At 68.8% G+C, this 18,676-nt stretch carries 22 protein-coding genes; 16 read left to right on the top strand and 6 right to left on the bottom strand.

Annotation, left to right across the window (positions count from 1 at the left end; all coding sequences use genetic code 11):
- Positions 1-284 precede the first annotated feature (284 nt).
- Positions 285-1,685: a cell wall protein gene (locus BQ8420_RS18650; protein ID WP_087100414.1), complete on the bottom strand. Its 1,401-nt coding sequence runs from the start codon at positions 1,683-1,685 to the stop codon at positions 285-287.
- Between the two features lie 242 nt (positions 1,686-1,927).
- Here BQ8420_RS18650 and BQ8420_RS18655 point away from each other — a divergent pair, with 242 nt between their 5' ends.
- The 7 genes from BQ8420_RS18655 (at position 1,928) to BQ8420_RS18685 (ending at position 9,145) form a co-directional block, all read left to right on the top strand.
- Entirely contained in the window at positions 1,928-3,037 is a 1,110-nt protein-coding gene (locus BQ8420_RS18655; protein ID WP_087100415.1) for a hemin ABC transporter substrate-binding protein, read from the top strand.
- Positions 3,034-4,107, top strand: coding sequence for an iron ABC transporter permease (locus BQ8420_RS18660; protein WP_087100416.1), 1,074 nt, complete (start codon positions 3,034-3,036; stop codon positions 4,105-4,107). The genes BQ8420_RS18655 and BQ8420_RS18660 overlap by 4 nt, the downstream gene beginning before the upstream one ends.
- Entirely contained in the window at positions 4,104-5,018 is a 915-nt protein-coding gene (locus BQ8420_RS18665) for a heme ABC transporter ATP-binding protein (RefSeq protein ID WP_087100417.1), read from the top strand. The genes BQ8420_RS18660 and BQ8420_RS18665 overlap by 4 nt, the downstream gene beginning before the upstream one ends.
- Before the next feature lie 6 nt (positions 5,019-5,024).
- Positions 5,025-5,819: a class E sortase gene (locus BQ8420_RS18670; RefSeq protein ID WP_087100418.1), complete on the top strand. Its 795-nt coding sequence runs from the start codon at positions 5,025-5,027 to the stop codon at positions 5,817-5,819.
- A 13-nt stretch (positions 5,820-5,832) separates the two neighbouring features.
- Positions 5,833-6,114, top strand: coding sequence for a hypothetical protein (locus BQ8420_RS18675; protein ID WP_087100419.1), 282 nt, complete (start codon positions 5,833-5,835; stop codon positions 6,112-6,114).
- Between the two features lie 190 nt (positions 6,115-6,304).
- Entirely contained in the window at positions 6,305-8,032 is a 1,728-nt protein-coding gene (locus tag BQ8420_RS18680) for a DEAD/DEAH box helicase (protein ID WP_087100420.1), read from the top strand.
- Positions 8,033-8,173: 141 nt separating this feature from the next.
- On the top strand, positions 8,174-9,145 hold the full coding sequence (locus tag BQ8420_RS18685; protein WP_087100441.1) for a zinc metalloprotease: 972 nt from the start codon (positions 8,174-8,176) through the stop codon (positions 9,143-9,145).
- 45 nt (positions 9,146-9,190) lie between these two features.
- Here the strand turns inward: BQ8420_RS18685 and BQ8420_RS18690 are convergent, their stop codons facing one another.
- The 3 genes from BQ8420_RS18690 to BQ8420_RS18700 are packed head-to-tail and all read right to left on the bottom strand — an operon-like array spanning position 9,191 to position 10,247.
- The gene (locus BQ8420_RS18690) at positions 9,191-9,523 is read right to left on the bottom strand and encodes a type II toxin-antitoxin system PemK/MazF family toxin (protein WP_087100421.1); all 333 of its coding nucleotides are present in this window, start codon (positions 9,521-9,523) and stop codon (positions 9,191-9,193) included.
- The gene (locus BQ8420_RS18695) at positions 9,520-9,786 is read right to left on the bottom strand and encodes a hypothetical protein (RefSeq protein ID WP_235006348.1); all 267 of its coding nucleotides are present in this window, start codon (positions 9,784-9,786) and stop codon (positions 9,520-9,522) included. Before BQ8420_RS18695 ends, BQ8420_RS18690 begins: the two co-directional genes overlap by 4 nt.
- Positions 9,787-9,800: 14 nt before the next feature.
- A complete protein-coding gene (locus BQ8420_RS18700) occupies positions 9,801-10,247 on the bottom strand; it encodes a DUF4267 domain-containing protein (protein WP_087100422.1) in 447 nt (148 codons plus the stop codon).
- A gap of 80 nt (positions 10,248-10,327) precedes the next feature.
- Between BQ8420_RS18700 and BQ8420_RS18705 the strand changes: the two genes are divergently transcribed.
- Both BQ8420_RS18705 and BQ8420_RS18710 read left to right on the top strand, forming a co-directional pair.
- The gene (locus BQ8420_RS18705) at positions 10,328-10,915 is read left to right on the top strand and encodes a TetR/AcrR family transcriptional regulator (RefSeq protein ID WP_087100423.1); all 588 of its coding nucleotides are present in this window, start codon (positions 10,328-10,330) and stop codon (positions 10,913-10,915) included.
- 19 nt (positions 10,916-10,934) lie between these two features.
- Positions 10,935-11,942, top strand: coding sequence for a tryptophan--tRNA ligase (locus tag BQ8420_RS18710; RefSeq protein WP_087100424.1), 1,008 nt, complete (start codon positions 10,935-10,937; stop codon positions 11,940-11,942).
- A 60-nt stretch (positions 11,943-12,002) separates the two neighbouring features.
- Here BQ8420_RS18710 and BQ8420_RS18715 read toward each other — a convergent pair whose 3' ends face one another.
- Complete coding sequence (locus BQ8420_RS18715) at positions 12,003-12,575, bottom strand: nicotinamidase (RefSeq protein WP_087100425.1); 573 nt, start codon at positions 12,573-12,575, stop codon at positions 12,003-12,005.
- A gap of 41 nt (positions 12,576-12,616) precedes the next feature.
- Complete coding sequence (locus tag BQ8420_RS18720; RefSeq protein WP_087100426.1) at positions 12,617-13,918, bottom strand: nicotinate phosphoribosyltransferase; 1,302 nt, start codon at positions 13,916-13,918, stop codon at positions 12,617-12,619.
- 107 nt (positions 13,919-14,025) lie between these two features.
- Here BQ8420_RS18720 and BQ8420_RS18725 point away from each other — a divergent pair, with 107 nt between their 5' ends.
- From BQ8420_RS18725 to BQ8420_RS32830, 7 genes are all read left to right on the top strand, one after another.
- Positions 14,026-14,448: a Mov34/MPN/PAD-1 family protein gene (locus BQ8420_RS18725; protein ID WP_087100427.1), complete on the top strand. Its 423-nt coding sequence runs from the start codon at positions 14,026-14,028 to the stop codon at positions 14,446-14,448.
- Between the two features lie 95 nt (positions 14,449-14,543).
- On the top strand, positions 14,544-14,822 hold the full coding sequence (locus BQ8420_RS18730) for a MoaD/ThiS family protein (RefSeq protein ID WP_087100428.1): 279 nt from the start codon (positions 14,544-14,546) through the stop codon (positions 14,820-14,822).
- A gap of 8 nt (positions 14,823-14,830) precedes the next feature.
- On the top strand, positions 14,831-15,778 hold the full coding sequence (locus tag BQ8420_RS18735) for a PLP-dependent cysteine synthase family protein (protein WP_087100429.1): 948 nt from the start codon (positions 14,831-14,833) through the stop codon (positions 15,776-15,778).
- Positions 15,779-16,075: 297 nt separating this feature from the next.
- On the top strand, positions 16,076-16,828 hold the full coding sequence (locus tag BQ8420_RS18740; protein WP_087100430.1) for an MBL fold metallo-hydrolase: 753 nt from the start codon (positions 16,076-16,078) through the stop codon (positions 16,826-16,828).
- A gap of 48 nt (positions 16,829-16,876) precedes the next feature.
- Positions 16,877-17,602, top strand: coding sequence for a ribonuclease PH (rph, locus tag BQ8420_RS18745; protein ID WP_087100431.1), 726 nt, complete (start codon positions 16,877-16,879; stop codon positions 17,600-17,602).
- Between the two features lie 14 nt (positions 17,603-17,616).
- Positions 17,617-18,222 carry an RdgB/HAM1 family non-canonical purine NTP pyrophosphatase gene (gene rdgB, locus BQ8420_RS18750; RefSeq protein WP_087100432.1) on the top strand — a complete coding sequence of 202 codons (606 nt, stop codon included), beginning with the start codon at positions 17,617-17,619 and terminating at the stop codon, positions 18,220-18,222.
- Positions 18,223-18,484: 262 nt separating this feature from the next.
- Positions 18,485-18,676, top strand: a 192-nt coding sequence (locus BQ8420_RS32830; RefSeq protein ID WP_235006349.1) for a hypothetical protein, incomplete at its 3' end; no start/stop codon positions are given.

Genomic DNA, 18,676 nt, shown 5'->3' on the forward strand with positions numbered 1-18,676 from the left:
TCGGTGGGTCCAATCGTGTCGGGGGATGGACGGGTGACCGGTCTCGATCGCGCATCGGGTCCGCGCTGAGCGGGCGCTGCGGTACCCACGGAGGGAGAGCGGTTCCTAAGGGAGAAGGGGTTCCTGCGACAGGGGGCGGTTGTCCACAGCCTTCGAGGTGGGGGTGGTGCCTCCACCCCTCATGAGGTTGTCTCGTTATATGGGGGAGGCTTCGCCTCCGCCCACCCAGGCGTGCGCACTCGTGTGACGCCTGAGCTTGAAGTGATCACCGGGACGGGGGTGGGTCACGCGGTGGTCGGGTCGGTGCCGGTGGTGCGGCGTCGGGTCGCCACCAGCGCGGTGACGCCGGCCAGCGATGCCACCACGGCGGTCAGCAGTAGGCCCAGCAGTGGGGCACCGGTGCGGGCGAGGGGCCCTTCACCACCGGAACCACCGGAACCGGATCCGCCCGTGGCGCCTTCACCGGAGCCACCGTCGCTCGCACTCCCCGAACCGGAGCCCGAGCCCGAGCCCGACCCCTCGTCGGAACCGGATCCGGATCCGCCACCACCGTCGCCCGCCTGACCCGCGAACGTCACCGGGACGAACTCGTCCTGGCTTCGGTCGCTGGAACGGGTGTGGTCGTTGCGGGTCACCACCGCGCACTCGGTGGCGCCCGTGGTGCAGTCGGTGTTGTCGTCCTTGGCCTTGACGGACAGTTCCACGGTGAAGCCGCCGTCGGTCCCACCACCCGTGTAGGGGGTGGCCAGTCCCTCGCCATAGGGCGGCGGGTTGCTGGACACCCATGCGGACGAACCGCCTTCGCCCTCCATGTCCACACCGCCGATGCACGGCCCGGGCGCGGCACTGGAACTCGCGTTGGCGGTGTCGCACAGGGCCACGTAGATGCCCTTGGCGGTGTCGTAGCCCGAACCTGTGACGGTCACGGTCTCCCCGTCGGGGTCGAGCCCGCTGGTCTTGGAGACGGTGAGCGACAGGTCGCCGGGTGTCCGGGGCACGGTCTGAGGTGCGTTGCGCGGAGCCGCCTGAGGCGCGCTCTCCGGAGCGGGCCGCGGCCGGCTCTCGGGGACGGAGGCCGGGACGGCGAAAGCGACCGGTACCGCGGCCACGACCGCGGGGACGGCGGGCGCCGCTGGGGCGAGCACCGGGGCGCTCATCCCCGGACCGGGAGCGGTGACCACGTCATCGGTGGCCTCGTCCGCATCGTCCGCCTCGACCGTCTCCTCGGTCGGCTCGGGTTCCTCGGGCTCCTCGTCCTCGGTGTCCATCGAGCCCTCGACGTCGAGGACGACGATCTCGAAGGGGTCCTCGCCGGTGTCGAGGCCCGCCTCTGCGGCGAAGCCGACACCGGTGTCGAGGGTGACGCTGAACAGGCCGTGTTCGTCCACGTCGGTGGTGACGGTGTTGTCCTCGTCGAGGACGGCGGCGTCGGTCACCTCGGAGGGAACGGCGCGTGTGGTGATCTCGATCCGGGAATCGGGGGTGTGCCCGATCCCGGAGACCGTGACGCTGTCGCCCTCGGGGTCGAGCCCCTGGGTTCGGTTCACGGTGGTGGTTCGGGGATGGACGGGTTCGCTGGAGGGTTCGGCGAACACCGTGGAGGGTGCGCCGGCGACCAGAATCGTCGCCGCGGCGACGATGGCCAGGGGTGGGACAAGCCCACGGAGGGGAACCGCTGCTCGCATCAGGGGCCTTTGTTATCGGGCGGGTCGGACGGGGGACCGACCTCCGCGTGAGGTGGGGAATCGCCTTTAGGTTATGCTTACCTTGGTGAAGTGAGCCTTGCCTAACTCGATCCCGGCGCCGAAATAGTTGACCACCGACGGGACACGGTTGTCAAGATGCTGACGACCTGTCATATCCGGGTTTTTTCGCGACCGGATCCGCGGCCCCGTCCGGTATCCCGGCTCAATCGAAAGCGATCGCCATGCCCCACGCCGTCCCCCGACCCCACCCGAGAGGGCGCAGCGCCCCGGCGAACCCCCGGCGCGGTGTCCTCGGGCTCCTCGCCGTGGCCTGCGCCATGGCCCTGACCGCCTGCACCGGCTCCGGCGCCCCCGTGAACGCGTCAGGGGACGACGGCGGCATCCCGGACCTGTCCGAGAACCGCCTCCAGGTTCTGGCGGAGACCGCCACCCCCGAACTCCCCGTCACCGTCGAATCCGTGGTGCTCGATCCCTACCGCTCCTCCTCCGACCCCCTGGAGTACGAGGACGTCGAGGTCACCGACGTCGAACGCGTCCTCCCGCTCACCGGAAGCCTCGCCGAGATCGTCTTCACCCTCGGCCTGGGCGACAACGTCGTCGGCCGCGACGTGGCCGCCACCTTCGACGAGGCCGCCGACCTGCCCGTCGTCAGCGAGGGCCACGAGGTATCCGCCGAGACGGTCCTGGCCCTACAACCGACCGTGATCCTCGCCGACACCCAGACCGGCCCTCCCGAGGTGATCGAACAGATCCAGAACTCGGGCGTCCCCGTCGTCATCGTCGAGGAGGCCTGGTCCATCGACGAGATGTACCCCCGCTTCGAACGCGTCGCCGAAGCCCTGGGCGTTCCCGCCTCCGGCACCCTCCTGGCCGAACGCACCCGGGAACAGATGGCCGGGGTACGCGAGAGCTCCCTGGAGACCGCCGGCGACCCCCTCGTCGCCTTCCTCTACCTGCGCGGCACCGCCGGCGTGTACCTGCTCGGCGGCCCCGGATCGGGCGCCGACGCCCTCCTCGACGAGATCGGAGCCCGGGACGCCGGGGTCGAGATGGGACTGACCACACCCTTCACACCCATCACCACCGAGGCGCTCATCGAGGCCCGACCCGACGTCCTGCTGGTCATGACCAAGGGACTGGAATCGGTCGGCGGCGTCGCGGGGCTCGCCGAGATCCCCGGAGTGGCGCAGACCCCCGCCGGACAGAACCAGGCCGTCATCGACTTCGAGGACGGCGTCCTGCTCAACTTCGGCCCCCGCACCCCTCAGGTCATCACCACCCTGGCGGAGGAACTCGCCGCGGCCACCGGTGAGACCGGCGTCGACGAGTGACCGCCCTGTCGCAGCGCCCCACCCCCGGAACCCTCGGTCGAAATCTGCGCGCGACCCTGCTGATCAGCGGTTTGTCCGTCGGGCTCGTCGTCGTGTCCGTGATCGCCGCCGGTGTGGGCGCCTACCCGATCCCCGCCGGCCAGGTCGCCGCCTCCCTCCTGGACGCGGTGGGTGTGCGGATCGGTGCCCTGCCCGACGAGATCGCCCGGACCGTCCTGTGGGACGTGCGTCTGCCCCGTGTGGTCCTGGCCGTCATGGTCGGTGCCGCTCTGGGCAGCGCCGGCGCCATGATGCAGGGCATCTTCGGCAACCCCCTCGCCGAACCCGGCGTCATCGGTGTCTCCTCCGGCGCGGCCGTCGGCGCGATCGTCGTCATCTTCACCGGACTGACGGTGCTCGGCCACTGGACGATCATCGCGTCGGCGTTCGTCTTCGGCCTGATCACCACGTTGTTCGTGTACGTGTTCGCGCGATCCGGCGGCCGTACCGAGGTCGTCACCCTGCTGCTCACCGGCATCGCGGTCAACGCCATCGCCGGTGCGGCCATCGGGCTGATGACCAACTTCTCCCAGGACGCCGAGATCCAGACCATCACCTTCTGGCAGCTCGGCAGCGTCTCCACCGCGACCTGGTCCAAGGTCGCCGCGATCGCGCCGTGCCTGCTGCTGGGCCTGGGTGTCATCCCGTTCTACGCCCGCAAACTCGACCTGCTCGCCCTCGGCGAGGGCCCCGCCCGCCACTTGGGCGTCGACGTCGAACGCATGCGTCTGGTGCTCATCACCGCGATGGCGTTGCTCACCTCCGCCGCGGTCGCCTTCGCCGGCATCGTCGCGTTCGTCGGACTGGTCGTCCCGCACATCATCCGGATGGTCACCGGCCCCGGACACCGGGTGCTGCTGCCGGCCTCGGCGCTGGGCGGTGGCCTGCTCCTGCTCGCCGCCGACCTGCTCGCCCGCACGGCGGCCGCCCCCGCGGAGATCCCGCTCGGCGTGGTCACCGCCGCCCTGGGCGGACCGTTCTTCTTCTACCTGTTGCACCGCACCCGCGCCAAGCAAGGAGGCTGGTCATGACCACGGGTTCCCTGCTGCGCCGCCGGTTCGCGGCGGCCGTCGCCCCGTTCACCCGCGCACCCGACCGGCCCGAACCCCTCGAACCCGGCAGCACCGTGGTCCGAGCGGAGGGAGTCACCGTTCGCCGGGGTGGGCGGGCCCTGCTCGACGGGGTCGACCTCACCGTCCGCTCCGGTGAGCTGCTGGCCCTGGTCGGTCCCAATGGTGCCGGTAAGTCCACGCTGCTGCGCGCGGTGTCCGGGGACGTCACCGGGGCGCCCGGCAAGGGGGAGAGGGACGCGGGCTCGGTGAGTCTGTTCGACCGGCCGTTGGGGGAGTGGACACCGCCCGAACTCGCACTGCGCCGCGCCGTCCTGCCCCAAGAGGCCGCGGTCGGCTTCCCGTTCTCCGTGCACGAGATCGTCGCCATGGGACGGGCACCCTGGGCCGGACTGAGCACCCCCGAAGAGGACGCCGGACTCGTGCGCGAGGCCATGGCACGGGTCGGTGTCGAAGACCTCACCGATCGACGTTTCCCCACTCTCTCCGGCGGCGAGCGAGCCCGCGTCATGCTCGCCCGGGTATTGGCCCAGGACACCGCCCTGCTCCTGCTGGACGAACCCACCGCGGCCCTCGACATCCGGCACCAGGAGCTCGTTCTGGGCATCGCGCGTACACTGGCGTCCCACGGTGGGGCGGTTATCGTGGTCCTGCACGATTTGGGGCTTGCGGCCGCGTACGCCCATCGTGTGGCGGTACTCTCCGGAGGACGGGTCGCAGCGCAGGGCACCCCCGCCGACGTCTTCACCGCGTCGTCGCTCAGCGCCGTGTACCGACACGAGGTCGAAGTACTGCCGCATCCGCGTACGGGGGTCCCGCTCGTCGTCCCACTCCGGTCACCCGGGTGCACACGAAAGCGTCCACAGGAGTAGGTCGTATTGGTGTCCACAACTGAACGGCAGTCGCGCGATGAGCCCCACCACGAGAACGAGGAGCGCCGCCCCCGCCCCTCCCGGGGAAGCCCACGGCGTGTCCGTAAACCGAAGACCACCCCCGGCGACGTCGTCCGCGGCTTCGTACGCTTCTTCGGCGAGATCCTGCTGACGGCGGGTCTGCTGATGCTCTTCTACGCCGGCTACGAGGTGTACGGCTCCCAGTGGGAGACCGACCGCGAACAGCAGGGCTTGGCGGACGGGCTGGACGAGGCCTGGGCCGTCACCGACGAGACCGAGCAGGGGCCCGACTCCGAGCCGTTGCCCGGAAGCGCCGACAGCCGTCTGTACGTCCCGAGCCTGGACCTGGACTGGGTGGTCGTCAACGGCACCGAGCCGGACGACATCCGCTACAGCCCCGGCCGCTACACCCAGTTCGACAGTGCCCCCGGCGAGATGGGCAACTACGGCATCGCCGCGCACCGCACCCCCGGCCTGTTCTGGGACCTCGACCTGCTCAACGAGGGCGACGTCATGGTCCTGGAGGACGGCGAGAACTTCTACACCTACGAGGTCTTCCAAGAGGAGACCGTGTTGCCCGAGGACTTCTGGGTGGTCACCCCCGACCCCTTCGAGGAGGCCTCGGAGGAGGACCCAGGACGCGCGCTGCTCACCCTCACCACCTGCGCGCCCAAGCTCAACAACACGCACCGACTCATCGTCTGGGCCGAACTGGCCGAGACCACGCCCAAGTCCGACGGCATGCCGGATTCCATCGCGCACATGGCGCCCCAAGCCTAGGGAGGGTTCACGAATGTACGGCCTGATCTGGCGCATCCTGCCGGGCCCATGGGCGTCGAAGTTCATCATGATGGTCGGTCTGCTCGCGGGTGGGGCCGCCCTGCTGTGGTTCTTCGCCTTCCCGGCGATCTCCCCCCACATGCCGTTCAACGACGGCGCCGTGGACACCTCGAACATCGGTGGTGAGGAGGCCCCGGCCGGCGCGCCCGGCGAGGACCCCGAATCCACCGACATGGAGCCGGAACTGGAAGGCGACCCCGAGGCCGACTCGGAAACCGGCGAGGGCGGCGCCTAGGACACGGGGGATCAACAGCGGTTTCAACGCTTTCGACGAACAACAGGGCGGCGCGGTGCACAGGCACCGTGCCGCCCGTCGTGGGGTGGTGGAATGGTGGGCCGTTGTGCGCGGCACCACTGCCGGGGCTCCGTATTCCGGGCCGGACAACCACTAACCTCAAGCAGGTGAGTAACGGGGGACGAGAAGAATGACGGTGACGCAGACCTCTAGCGAGGATCGCCTGAGCGGCCTTCGGGCCTGGCAGCGGGAGGCCTTCGAGGAGTACTTCCGCAGGCAGCCGCGTGACTTCCTCGCGGTGGCCACCCCTGGTGCGGGCAAGACCACCTTCGCCCTCACCCTGGCGAGCGAACTCCTGCATCGTCACGCCGTGCGTTCGATCACCATCGTCTGCCCCACCGAGCACCTCAAGAAGCAGTGGGCGGAGGCCGCGGCGCGCTTCGGGATCCCCATCGACCCCGAGTTCAAGAACGGGCAGGGCGCGCTGGGCCGGCAGTACCTCGGTGCGGCCATCACCTACGCGCAGGTGGCCGCGCACCCGATGCTGCACCGCAACCGCACCGAGTCGCGCAAGACCCTGGTGATCTTCGACGAGGTCCACCACGCTGGTGACGCCCTGTCCTGGGGCGAGGCGGTACGGGAGGCCTTCGAGCCGGCCACCCGACGACTGTCGCTGACCGGCACCCCGTTCCGCTCCGACATCAACCCCATCCCGTTCGTGGACTACGTCCAGGACCGCACCGGGGTGAGACGCTGCTCGTGGGACTACAGCTACGGGTACGCGCCCGCGCTGGAGGACGGAGTGGTGCGCCCGGTCATCTTCATGGCCTACTCCGGTGAGATGCGCTGGCGGACCAAGGCCGGTGACGAGCTCGCCGCACGTTTGGGCGAACCACTCACCCAGGACGCGCTCTCCCAGGCCTGGCGGGCCGCGCTGGACCCCAAGGGCGACTGGATCAAGAAGGTCCTCCAGGCGGCCGACCGGCGGCTGACCGAAGTGCGCAAGACCCACGCGGACGCCGGCGCGATGGTCATCGCCAGCGACCATGAGAACGCCCGCGCCTACGCGCGCATCCTGCGTCAGATCACCGGGAAGGGCGCCACGGTGGTGCTCTCCGACGACCCCGCGGCCTCCAAGAAGATCTCCCGGTTCGCCGCCGGCGACGATCGCTGGATGGTCGCGGTGCGCATGGTCTCCGAAGGCGTGGACGTGCCCCGCCTGATGGTGGGCGTGTACGCCACCTCCACCAGCACCCCGCTGTTCTTCGCACAGGCCATCGGGCGTTTCGTGCGGGTCCGCAAACGTGGCGAGATGGCGTCGGTGTTCCTGCCGTCGGTGCCCACGTTGCTGGAGTACGCGGGCGAGATGGAGCGCGAACGCGACCACATCCTGGACAAGACGCCCAGCGACGACGAGTACCCGGAGGAGGACCTGCTCCGGGAGGCCAACAAGAAGAAGGACTCGCCGGACGCGGGGGAGGAGCTCCCCTTCGAGACGATGGAGTCCGCCGCCGAGTTCGACCGGGCCCTGTACGACGGCCTGGAGTACGGGGGAGGCGCGGCGGGATCCAGCGAGGAGGAGGACTTCCTCGGGCTGCCCGGGCTGCTCGATCCCGATCAGGTCTCCCAGCTGCTGCGCAAGCGCAAGGCCGACCTGAAGGCGAGCGAGCTCAAGGCCAAGGGCAAGCAGCAGGAGCCGGAGGGGGACCAGGGTCCCACCCACCAGATCCTGGCCGACCTGCGCCGCGATCTCAGCGGTCTGGTGGGCGCCTGGCACCATCGGACCGGCAAGCCGCACGGTGCCATCCACAACGAGCTTCGGCGCGCCTGTGGTGGTCCGCCCGTCGCGCAGGCCACCCCGGACCAGCTCCAAGAACGCATCGCCAAGCTGCGGGCCTGGGCCGTGGGGAAGAAATAGTCACCGAACGGCCGAATCGGGCAAATACTTCGTAACGCCGCGCAAGGCTGACAAACTGTAAGTGACTATCTGGATACAGTCCGTGAGGTGATTCGACGAAACTCTCGCGGCGGTACAGCCGCGCTCTGGTCCGGACTGTCCCTGTGCGCGTTCACGCTGACCGGCCTGGTGGCGAGCACGTCACCGGAGCCGATCTCCCCGGAGGGGTCGGCTCCGGAGAACTTCTCGGCCTCCATGACGACGAACGATCCCTATTGCCCACCCGGTACGGAACCGGCGTCGGCCGCCGAACGCAGGGTCGCCGACCCTGACGCCGGCCCCGCCGACAACGTGGTGATCACCCCGGAGCAGGCCGCTGAGTACGAGGACGACCTCCAACGGGCCATGGAGCGGATCCGCGGCCATGAGGCCGCCGCACCGTACACCGTGCCCGTGGTCGTGCACGTGATCTCCGCGAGCGACGGCAGTGGAGAGGTCTCGGACGGTCGCATCGACGACCAGGTGGACGTGCTCAATCGTGCCTATCAGGGCGAGTACGCGCAGGGTTCGGAGGGCACCGACACCGAGTTCCGGTTCGAGCTCGCCGACGTCACCCGGACTGAGAACGACACCTGGTTCCGCGAATTCGGGGACCACCGGGACACCATCCGCGCCGAACTGCGCCAGGGCGGGGCCGAGACCCTGAACATCTACACCGCGGACCTGGGCAGCGGTCTGCTGGGCTTCTCCACGTTCCCGCAGGACTACGCCGACAACCCCGAACAGGACGGCGTAGCGATCGCGCACGACACCCTGCCGGGCGGTGACCGCGAGAACTTCAACGAGGGGCACACCGGTACCCACGAGGTCGGTCACTGGCTGGGGCTGTTCCACACCTTCCAGAACGGGTGCGAGAGCCCGGGCGACTACATCGACGACACCCCGTACGAACGCGAGGCCGCCTCCGGATGTCCCGAGGGTCGGGACACCTGCCCCGAACGTCAGGGCGAGGACCCGGTCACCAACTTCATGAACTACAGCGACGACGCCTGCATGACCCACTTCACCCAGGGGCAGGCGCAGCGCATGGCCGAGCACTGGTCCGCCTTCCGTGAGGGCGCGCCCAAGGCCTGACCCCGGCCCGTGGCGTCCCGCACCCGTGGCGCCACGGGCATCACCTCACAGGGCGAGCAGTCTGCGCAGGATCGTGTCCACCTCGAACAGGACGAGATCGTCGACGCGACCGAACCGGCGTCCGAGTCGCTCGGGAGAGATGGAGCGAAGGTCCTCGCACTTGGCGTAGCTGGTCGCCTTCAGGCCAGAGGATCCCGGCTCGATCTCCACATGGGTCCGGTGTCCCCGGTGTGTGCGAGTCAACGGAACCGCCATGACCACGGGTGGGTGGGACTCCAGCCAGGGCTGAGCGTTGACCAGGAGAACCGGACGGCGTAGCCCTTGTTCGTGGCCGACCGGGTCTCCCAGGTCGGCCATGTGGATCTCGCCTCGTCTCACCAGGCTTCCTCTGCGGTCAGTTCGTCGTCCCCCGGGTCTGAGAGGTCGTCCCGGAGGGTCCGGTCATCGAGGCGGGCACGCCGGTCCTCCTTGGTGAGGCTCTCGTTGTACACGCGTACGTCGGACCAGAACTCCAACTCCTCGGCCTCGTCCAGTGCCTCTTCGATCGCACGGGCCATGGTGACGTGGCGGTGTTTCGCCCTCTTGCTGATGCGCTCTCTCAAGGAGCGTGGGACCTTGATGGTGGTATCCATGGAAGTCATACTCAAAGTATGCGTCATGGGTGGTGTGTTTGGCCACCAGATGACGTGGCGGCGCCCCGGGTGGGGCGCGGTTCCTCCCGTCGCGGGCCCCGAATCAGGATTGCGCCGACCACGGCCATGGTGAGCGCCGTGCCTCCGTGGACCGTGTAGGCCAGAACGGGAGGACCTCCCCAGGCCAGTACCACCAGCACATCGCCCAGAGGGATGACGGCCATGGCGATGATCGTCCACCCGGCCGCGCGGAAGTGCCGGGTGGCGAGCAACGTGAGCCCCACCAGCCCGGAGCCGATGTCTCTGATCCCCTTCGCCGCCGGATAGGGGCCGGCTTCCGCGGCCGCACCGAACCCCTGGGCGCTCACTTCGGGTTGCAGGAGGAAGCGGACCCCGATCGCGATGATGCCCAATGCGAGGAGAAGGGCCAGGACGAGTGCCACTCGCCATGACCACTCGCGTAAGTTCATGCCCTCTCCTGTCACCGATATAAGTTCTATCGATGCTAGATCAGCGGCGACATAAAAACTAGCGTTGCTAGAGTCGATCTGTGACAGTCAACGAACGACGTGCCCGCGAACGCGAACAACGCCACCGGCTCATCCTGGCCAAAGCCCGGGCCCTCGCGGAGACGGAAGGCTGGGACGCCGTCACTACCCGGCGCCTCTCCGCTCTCATCGAGTACAGCCAGCCCGTGCTCTACAGCCATTTCCGAAACAAGGACGCCATCGTCGCCGCCGTCGCCCTCGAAGGCTTCGCCGAACTCACCGAAGCGCTACGTCGAGCCCGGTCGGTCTCCGGCCATGCCCGGGGCGCGCTCACCGTAGCCGTCGAGACCTACCTGGACTTCGCGGAGGCCAACCCGGCCGTATACGAGGCCATGTTCACCCGAACTGTCCCTCTGCCGTTCGCCCAGGAGGACACCCCCGAACCCCTACGCGCCGGTTTCGCCGAGATCGAGGCCGTCGTCGCCCCCTACGCCTACGCCCACCACTCCGCCACCCTCGCCGAGGTGACCTGGGCCGCGGTCCACGGCCTCGCCACCCTCACCCGCGACCACCGCCTCCGCCCGGAGGAGCATCGACAACGCGTCGAGGTCCTCGTCGACCGCGTCACCGGTCGGGGAGCGGGTAGGTGAGCGCCGCTAGGCTTGAGGCATGGCAGCCAACACGTACCTGACCGGAATCAAGCCCACCGGCGACTTCCACCTGGGCAACTACATCGGCGCGATCAAGCCCGCCCTCGCGGCCGCCGAGCGCTACGACACCTTCTACTTCATCGCGGATTACCACGCGCTCAACATCATCAAGGACGCCGACGAACTCCGTCACAGCATCCGGTCGGGCGCTGCCACCTGGCTGGCCTGTGGGCTCGACCCCGAGCGCACCGTCTTCTACCGCCAGTCCTCCGTCCCCGAGACCTTCGAGCTCACCACGATCCTGAGCACCCTCACCCCCAAGGGGCTCATGAACCGCGCGCACGCCTACAAGGCCGCCCGGGACCGCAACACCGAGGCGGGCAACACCGACCTCGACGCGGGCGTCAACATGGGGCTGTACAACTACCCCGTCCTCATGGCCGCGGACATCCTCATCATGGAGGGCACCCAGGTCCCGGTGGGGCGCGACCAGTCGCAGCACATCGAGTACACCGCCGACATCGCCGGGTACTTCAACCACCGCTACGGGGACTCCTACAGCTTCCCGCTCCCCAAGGGCGTCATCGACGACAGCGACGCAAGCATCCTGCCCGGCACCGACGGCCGCAAGATGAGCAAGTCCTACGACAACCACATCCCGTTGTTCCTGCCGGAGAAGAAGCTCCGCAAGGCCATCAACCGGATCCCCACCGACTCCACCCCGGTGGAGGACCCCAAGGACCCGGGCACCTCGGTCCCGTTCCAGCTGCTCACGCACTTCGCCGACGCCGACAAGGTCGACGACGTGCGCAAGCGCCTCGAAGCCGGCGGTATGGGCTGGGGCGACCTCAAAAAGGAGCTGTTCGAGGCGGTCAACGCCGAGCTCGGCGCCAAGCGCGACCGCTACGAGGAGCTCATGGCCTCCCAGACCGAACTCGACGACATCCTCGCCTCCGGCCTGGAGCGCGCCCGTGAGCGTGCCCGCCGGGTCCTGAAGGACGTCCGCTCCGCCATCGGCATCTCCTAGCACGAGAAGTGGCCGTGACCTCTGCCGGTCACGGCCACTTCGTCGTCAGGGCGCGGGGGCTCAGCCGACCAGCGGCTCGCCCTCCAGCTCCACACCGGCCGCACGCAGTCGCTCCAGCGCCGAGTCGACCGTAGGCGCGGCCACGCCCGCGGTCAGGCCGAGCAGTACCCGCGTCCGGAACCCCGCGTCATGGGAGTCCAGCGCGGTGGCGCGCACACAGTGGTCGGTGGCGATCCCCACCACGTCCACCTCGTCCACGTCCCGCGCGCGCAGCCACGCGACCAGGGTCGTCTCGCCGTCCCGCGCGGTCCCCTCGAAACCGCTGTAGGCGGCCGTGTACTGGCCCTTGTCGAAGACTTCCTCTGCCACCGAGGCGTCGAAGTCGGCGTGGAACTCCGCGCCGGGGGTTCCGACCACGCAGTGCGGCGGCCAGGTGTCCACGAAGTCGGGGTCGTCGGAGAAGTGCGTCCCGGGGTCGATGTGGTGGTCCCGGGTGGCCACCACGTGGTCGTATCCGTTGGCGCGGGCGTGCTCGGTGACGGCGGCCGCGGTGCGCGCCCCGCCCTTCACACCGAGGCTGCCGCCCTCACAGAAGTCGTTCTGTACGTCCACCACGATGAGTGCCTTCGTCATGTCCGGCGCCTCTCTTCCAGGATCGGATCGGGTCTTGAGGTTCAGTGGAAGATCGTCGGCAGCGAGGCGTCGCCCCGGGACATCCGCAGCGCCTGTTCGGGCAGTTCGGCCACGGTCGCCCGATGGCGTTCGCGTGCGTCGTGGACCGTCTCCCGCCCCACGATCTCCCCGTCGACGACCAGGGGTCTGAGCAACGGCCGCGTGCCGATGACCTCGCCCGGGTCGTGCGGGTACACCTCCTCGGCCACCGCGACGCCCTTGTCGTCCAACCGGCGCAGCGACCACTTGCGACCGCCCCGGCTCGGCTTGCCCACCGAACGCTTGGCGACCGGTTCCAGCGGGGCGTCCTCCGCCAGGCCGCGCGCCCGGGCCACCAGCTTGTACACCAGCGACACGGTCGGGGCTCCGGATCCCGTGACCAGGGACGTTCCCACGCCGTACCCGTCCACGGGTGCCACCGCCAACGCCTGGATGGCGTGCTCGTCCAAGTCGCCGGTGACCACGATGCGGGTGTCGGTGGCGCCGAGCCCGTCGAGTTGGGCGCGCACCCGGGACGCGGTCGCGGCCAGGTCGCCGGAGTCGATCCGGACGGCCCCGAGCTCCTTGCCGGCCAACTCCACGGAGTGACCCACCGCGCGTTCGACGTCGTAGGTGTCCACCAGCAGGGTGGTGCCCTTGCCCATGGATTCCAGCTGGGCCTTGAAGGCGTGCTGTTCGCTGTCGTGCAGCAGCGTGAAGGCGTGCGCCGCGGTGCCGCCGGTCGGCACCCCGAACGAGCGTCCCGCCTCCAGGTTGGAGGAGGTCGCGAACCCGGCCACGTAGGCGGCGCGGGCCGAGGCCACGGCGGCCTGTTCGTGGGTGCGGCGCGAGCCCATCTCGATGAGCGGGCGGTCGCCGGCCGCCACCGACATGCGGCTGGCCGCCGAGGCGATCGCGCTGTCGTGGTTGTACACCGACAGCGCGAGGGTCTCCAGGATCACGGCATCGGCGAATGTGGACTCCACCACGAGGATGGGGGAGCCGGGGAAGTAGGCCTCGCCCTCGCCGTATCCCCACACGTTGCCGGAGAAGCGGTAGTCGGCCAGCCACTCCAGGGTGGGCTCGTCCACGACCCCGTGGTCGGACAGGAAGTCCAGTTCCTCTCGGCCGAAGCGGAAGCGTTCCAGTAGGTCCAGGAAGCGTCCGGTCCCCGCCACCACGCCGTAGCGGCGGCCCTCGGGGAGGCGTCTGGCGAACATCTCGAACACCGACCTGCGTGCGGCGGCGCCGCTGTGCAGGGCGCCTTGGAGCATCGTCAGTTCGTAGTGGTCGGTGAGCAGCGCACTGCTGCCGTCCTCTCTCATAGGGGCGAGCCTATGTGTTGGGGTTCGCGGCTTCGCAGCCGCCCCACCAGCGCGCGCAACAATACCCACTCGGTTGGTAGAGAAAGAAAGGTGGGTACCCTGGAACCATGCTGAGGATTGACCGCTCGATCTACGACAAGATCGTCGCCCACGCCCGCCGCGACCACCCCGACGAGGCGTGTGGCGTCGTCGCCGGCCCCGAGGGCTCCGACCGCCCGGAGCGGTTCATCGAGATGCTCAACGCCGAACGGTCGCCGACCTTCTACCGTTTCGACTCGATGGAACAGCTGAAGGTCTGGCGCGGGATGGACGACCGCGACGAGGAACCCGTGGTGATCTACCACTCCCACACCGCGACCGAGGCCTACCCCTCGCGCACCGACCTCTCCTACGCCTCCGAACCCGGGGCCCACTACGTCCTCGTCTCCACCCGTGAGCCCGACACCGTCGAGTTCCGCTCCTACCGGATCGTCGACGGCGAGGTCACCGAGGAGCCGGTGGAGATCACCGAGGGCGACGGCGGCCAGTAGGCTCCGCCACCGGCAGGGCGACCGCTCGGAATGAGGGCGGAGAGTCTCCTGTTGGACATGAACGCACAACTACGACCGCTAACGGAGTCACCTTCATGGCCATCGAGGTCCGCATCCCCACCATCCTGCGCAACCTGACCGACGACGCCAAGGTCGTCGAAGGGTCCGGCGCCACCATCGGCGAGCTGTTCAGCGACCTGGACAGCCGCCACCCCGGCATCGCCGAGCGTCTGGTGGAGAACGGCAAGCTGCGCCGCTTCATCAACGTGTACCTCAACGACGAGGACGTCCGATTCGTCGGTGGGCTCGAAGCGAAGCTCTCCGACGGTGACAACGTGACCATCCTCCCCGCCGTCGCCGGCGGAAGCCGCTAGGGACGGTCATGCGCTACGACTCCCTACTCGACTCCCTCGGCGGCACGCCGCTCGTCGGGCTGCCCCGGCTCTCGCCCTCACCGGGGGTACGGCTGTGGGCGAAGCTGGAGGACCGCAACCCCACCGGCTCGATCAAGGACCGCGCCGCGTTCTTCATGATCGAGCAGGCCGAGAAGGACGGGTTGCTCTCCCCGGGGTGCACGATCCTGGAGCCGACGTCGGGGAACACCGGCATCTCCCTGGCCATGGTCGCCAAACTGCGCGGCTATCGCATGGTGTGTGTCATGCCGGAGAACACCTCCGCCGAGCGTAAGCAACTGCTCGCCATGTGGGGCGCCGAGGTCCATTTCTCCGACGCCGCGGGAGGCTCCAACGAGGCCGTCCGTGTCGCCAAGGAGATGGCCGCGGCCAACCCCGACTGGGTGATGCTGTACCAGTACGGCAACCCGGCCAACGCCCGTGCCCACTATGAGACCACCGGGCCCGAGCTGCTGGCCGATCTGCCGGAGATCACCCACTTCGTGGCGGGCCTCGGTACGACCGGAACCCTTATGGGGGTGGGGCGCTACCTGCGCGAGCACAAGCCGGACGTGCGGATCGTCGCCGCGGAACCCCGTTACGGCGAGCTGGTCTACGGGCTGCGCAACATCGACGAGGGGTTCGTCCCCGAGCTCTACGACGAGTCGGTGCTCACCACCCGTTTCTCCGTGCCCTCCGACGCCGCGCTCAAGCGGACCCGGGAACTCCTGGTCCAGGAGGGCATCTTCGCGGGGATCTCCACGGGCGGCGCGCTGCACGCCGCGCTGGGAATGGCTCGCAAGGCCGAACGGGAGGGGCAGACCGCCGACATCGCGTTCGTCATCGCGGACGCCGGGTGGAAGTACCTGTCCACCGGTGCCTACGAGGGGACCCTCGAAGAGGCGGAGGAGCGTCTGGAGGATCAGCTCTGGGCCTGATCCGAGCTTCGTGACGGAGGCCGGCCGCTGAGCGGCCGGCCTCTTGTCATGTTCCGGTCTTGGAGGGGGCCCGAACCCCACCGCGTGAATCGGTCATTCGTGATCATTCGGTGTGAAAAATTCACACGTGACCGAGGTCGCCTGAGATGCGGGACACATTTTGTACCACCTGGGCGGTCATTGGGGTACACCCGTAACAACGGCACATCCGCAGAACCAGCCGCCATCCGCACTCCCCGCGCACAGCCACTCAGGGGTCACGGAAGCAGAGCGGCCGACCGAGAAGGCGACGACGACGTGCGACTCACGATTATCGGGTCCTCCGGGAGCTTCCCCGGGCCGGACAGCCCGGCCTCCTGTTACCTGGTCGAGGCCGGTGGATACCGCCTGCTTCTAGACCTCGGAAACGGCGCCCTCGGCGCCCTCCAGCGCTACACGGACCTCTACTCCATCGACGCCGTGTACCTCAGCCACCTGCACACCGACCACTGCGCCGACATGTGCGCCTACTGGGTCGCCCGCAAGTACGCGCCCGGCGGCGCCAAACCGCGCATTCCCGTCTACGGTCCCGCCGGGGTCGCCGAGCGCCTCGCTCAGATCTACGGGCTGGACCCCGACCCCGGCATGACCGAGGTCTTCGACTTCCACGAGCTCGCCCCCGGCGAGTTCCGCATCGGTCCGATGACCGCCCGCGTGGACCGGGTCAATCACCCCGTCGACGCCTTCGGCATCCGGCTCGAACACGAAGGCGCCACCCTCGCCTACTCCGGGGACACCGGCTCGTGCGACTCCCTGATCGACCTGGCCCGCGATGTCGACCTGTTCCTCTGCGAGGCCGCCTTCCACGACCACGTCGACCATCCCAAGGACATGCACCTGACCGGTAGCGAGGCCGGCGACCACGCCGCGCGGGCCGGGGTCGACAAACTCCTGCTCACCCACCTGGTGCCCTGGAACGACGACGACGTCACCATGGTCGAGGCCCGCTCCACCTTCAGCGGCGACATCGAACTCGCCCGAGGCGGACAGGTCCACCGGATCGGCGGCTGACCGTCGGACGAGCCACGAGGTGTGCCGACCGGAGATACGCTCATACCCATGGCCCGACCTGACGGACGCGTTCCGACCCAACTTCGACCTGTGACCATCACCCGCAACTGGCTCCGCCAGGCGGAAGGCTCCGCGCTCATCGAGTTCGGCGACACCCGTGTGCTCTGCGCGGCCACCGTCGAGGACGGTGTGCCCCGCTGGCGCAGAGGGACCGGCGAGGGCTGGGTCACCGCCGAGTACGCCATGCTTCCGCGCGCCACCGACACCCGTGGCGCCCGGGAGTCCGTGCGCGGCAAGATCGGCGGACGTACCCACGAGATCTCCCGGTTGATCGGCCGTTCCCTGCGCGCCGTCGTCGACTTCAAGGCGATGGGCGAACACACCATCACCCTGGACTGCGACGTGCTCCAGGCCGACGGAGGAACCCGCACCGCGGCGATCACCGGCGCCTACGTCGCCCTCGCCGACGCGATGAAGTACCTGCGCAAGCGGCGCAAGCTCAAGACCAACCCGCTCATCGGCTCGCTCTCCGCGGTGAGCGTCGGCGTCGTCCAAGGGCAGCCCAGGCTGGACCTGAACTACCTGGAGGACTCCGTCGCCGACACCGACATGAACGTCGTGATCACCGGTGATGGCAAGTTCATCGAGATCCAGGGCACTGCGGAGGGACAGGGCGCGGCATTCGATCGTGAACTCCTCGACAAGTTGCTCGACCTCGCCACCACCGGCTGCGAGGAACTGACCGCGATCCAGAAGAAGACCCTGTCCGAGTAGAGCGGGGAATGACAGTGAAGATCGTGTTGGCCACGCGCAACGCGAAGAAGGTGCCGGAGATGCGCGCCATCCTCGCCGAGGCGGGGGTGGCGGCCGAGGTCCTCGCCTTGGACGCGTTCCCTGACGCGCCCGAGGTCCCCGAGACCGAGGCGACCTTCGTCGGAAACGCTCGCCTGAAGGCCAAGGCGATCGCGGCGCACACCGGTCTGCCCGCGGTGGCGGACGATTCCGGGTTGAGCGTCGACGAACTGAGTGGGATGCCCGGGGTCCTCTCCGCCCGTTGGTCCGGCCGCTTCGGCGCCGGGAACCAGGACCGGGCCAACCTCGAACTGGTCCTGGACCAGCTCGCCGACACCCCGGAGGAGCGTCGAGGCGCTCGGTTCGTGTGCGCGGCCGTGCTGGTGATGCCCGACGGGACCGAGAGATCCGCCGAAGGTGTGCTGCGTGGACGCCTCGTGGAAGAACCCGAGGGGGAGAACGGGTTCGGTTACGACCCGGTCTTCGTCCCCGAGGGCCATGAGCGGACCACCGCGGAGCTGACCGCCCAGGAGAAGAACGCGATCAGCCACCGAGGTATCGCCTTCCGCGCTCTGGCGAAGGAACTGGCCGAACTCGTGTGACCACGGTGGGGCGGACCCGGTTCCGCCCCACCAGGGTCCCCCGCTCAAACCCACGAAATCGAAAAATCTCTTCGATCGGTGTTTGGCGGATGGAACCCCCGGGCAGGATCGCTCTTGCACGACCAGCAAGCCGATCTGAGACTCCGACCCCGAAGCAGGGGGTCGCGAGGATCGGGGCGTCACCCCGCGATCAGCCGCGGGACACCAGGACACATCGGGGATCTCCTCACCGGTCCGAGTGGATTTGACGTCTCCGAGACAGTTGCTTAGACTCACCGAGTCGCTGCGGGACGGCGAACGTACGAACCTCAGGGTTCGCGTTCAGAACCGGGCCGCGATCACAGACATCCTCTTCACAGCAACCTGGTTCGAGCGGTGCTCGGAGCATGTAAACTTCGAAGAGTCGCTTCAAAAGCCCAGCGGAAACGCAAAGCAGAAGAAGCACAACGGGGCC

The sequence above is a fragment of the Nocardiopsis sp. JB363 genome (genome assembly GCF_900143625.1).
Classification (GTDB): domain Bacteria; phylum Actinomycetota; class Actinomycetes; order Streptosporangiales; family Streptosporangiaceae; genus Nocardiopsis.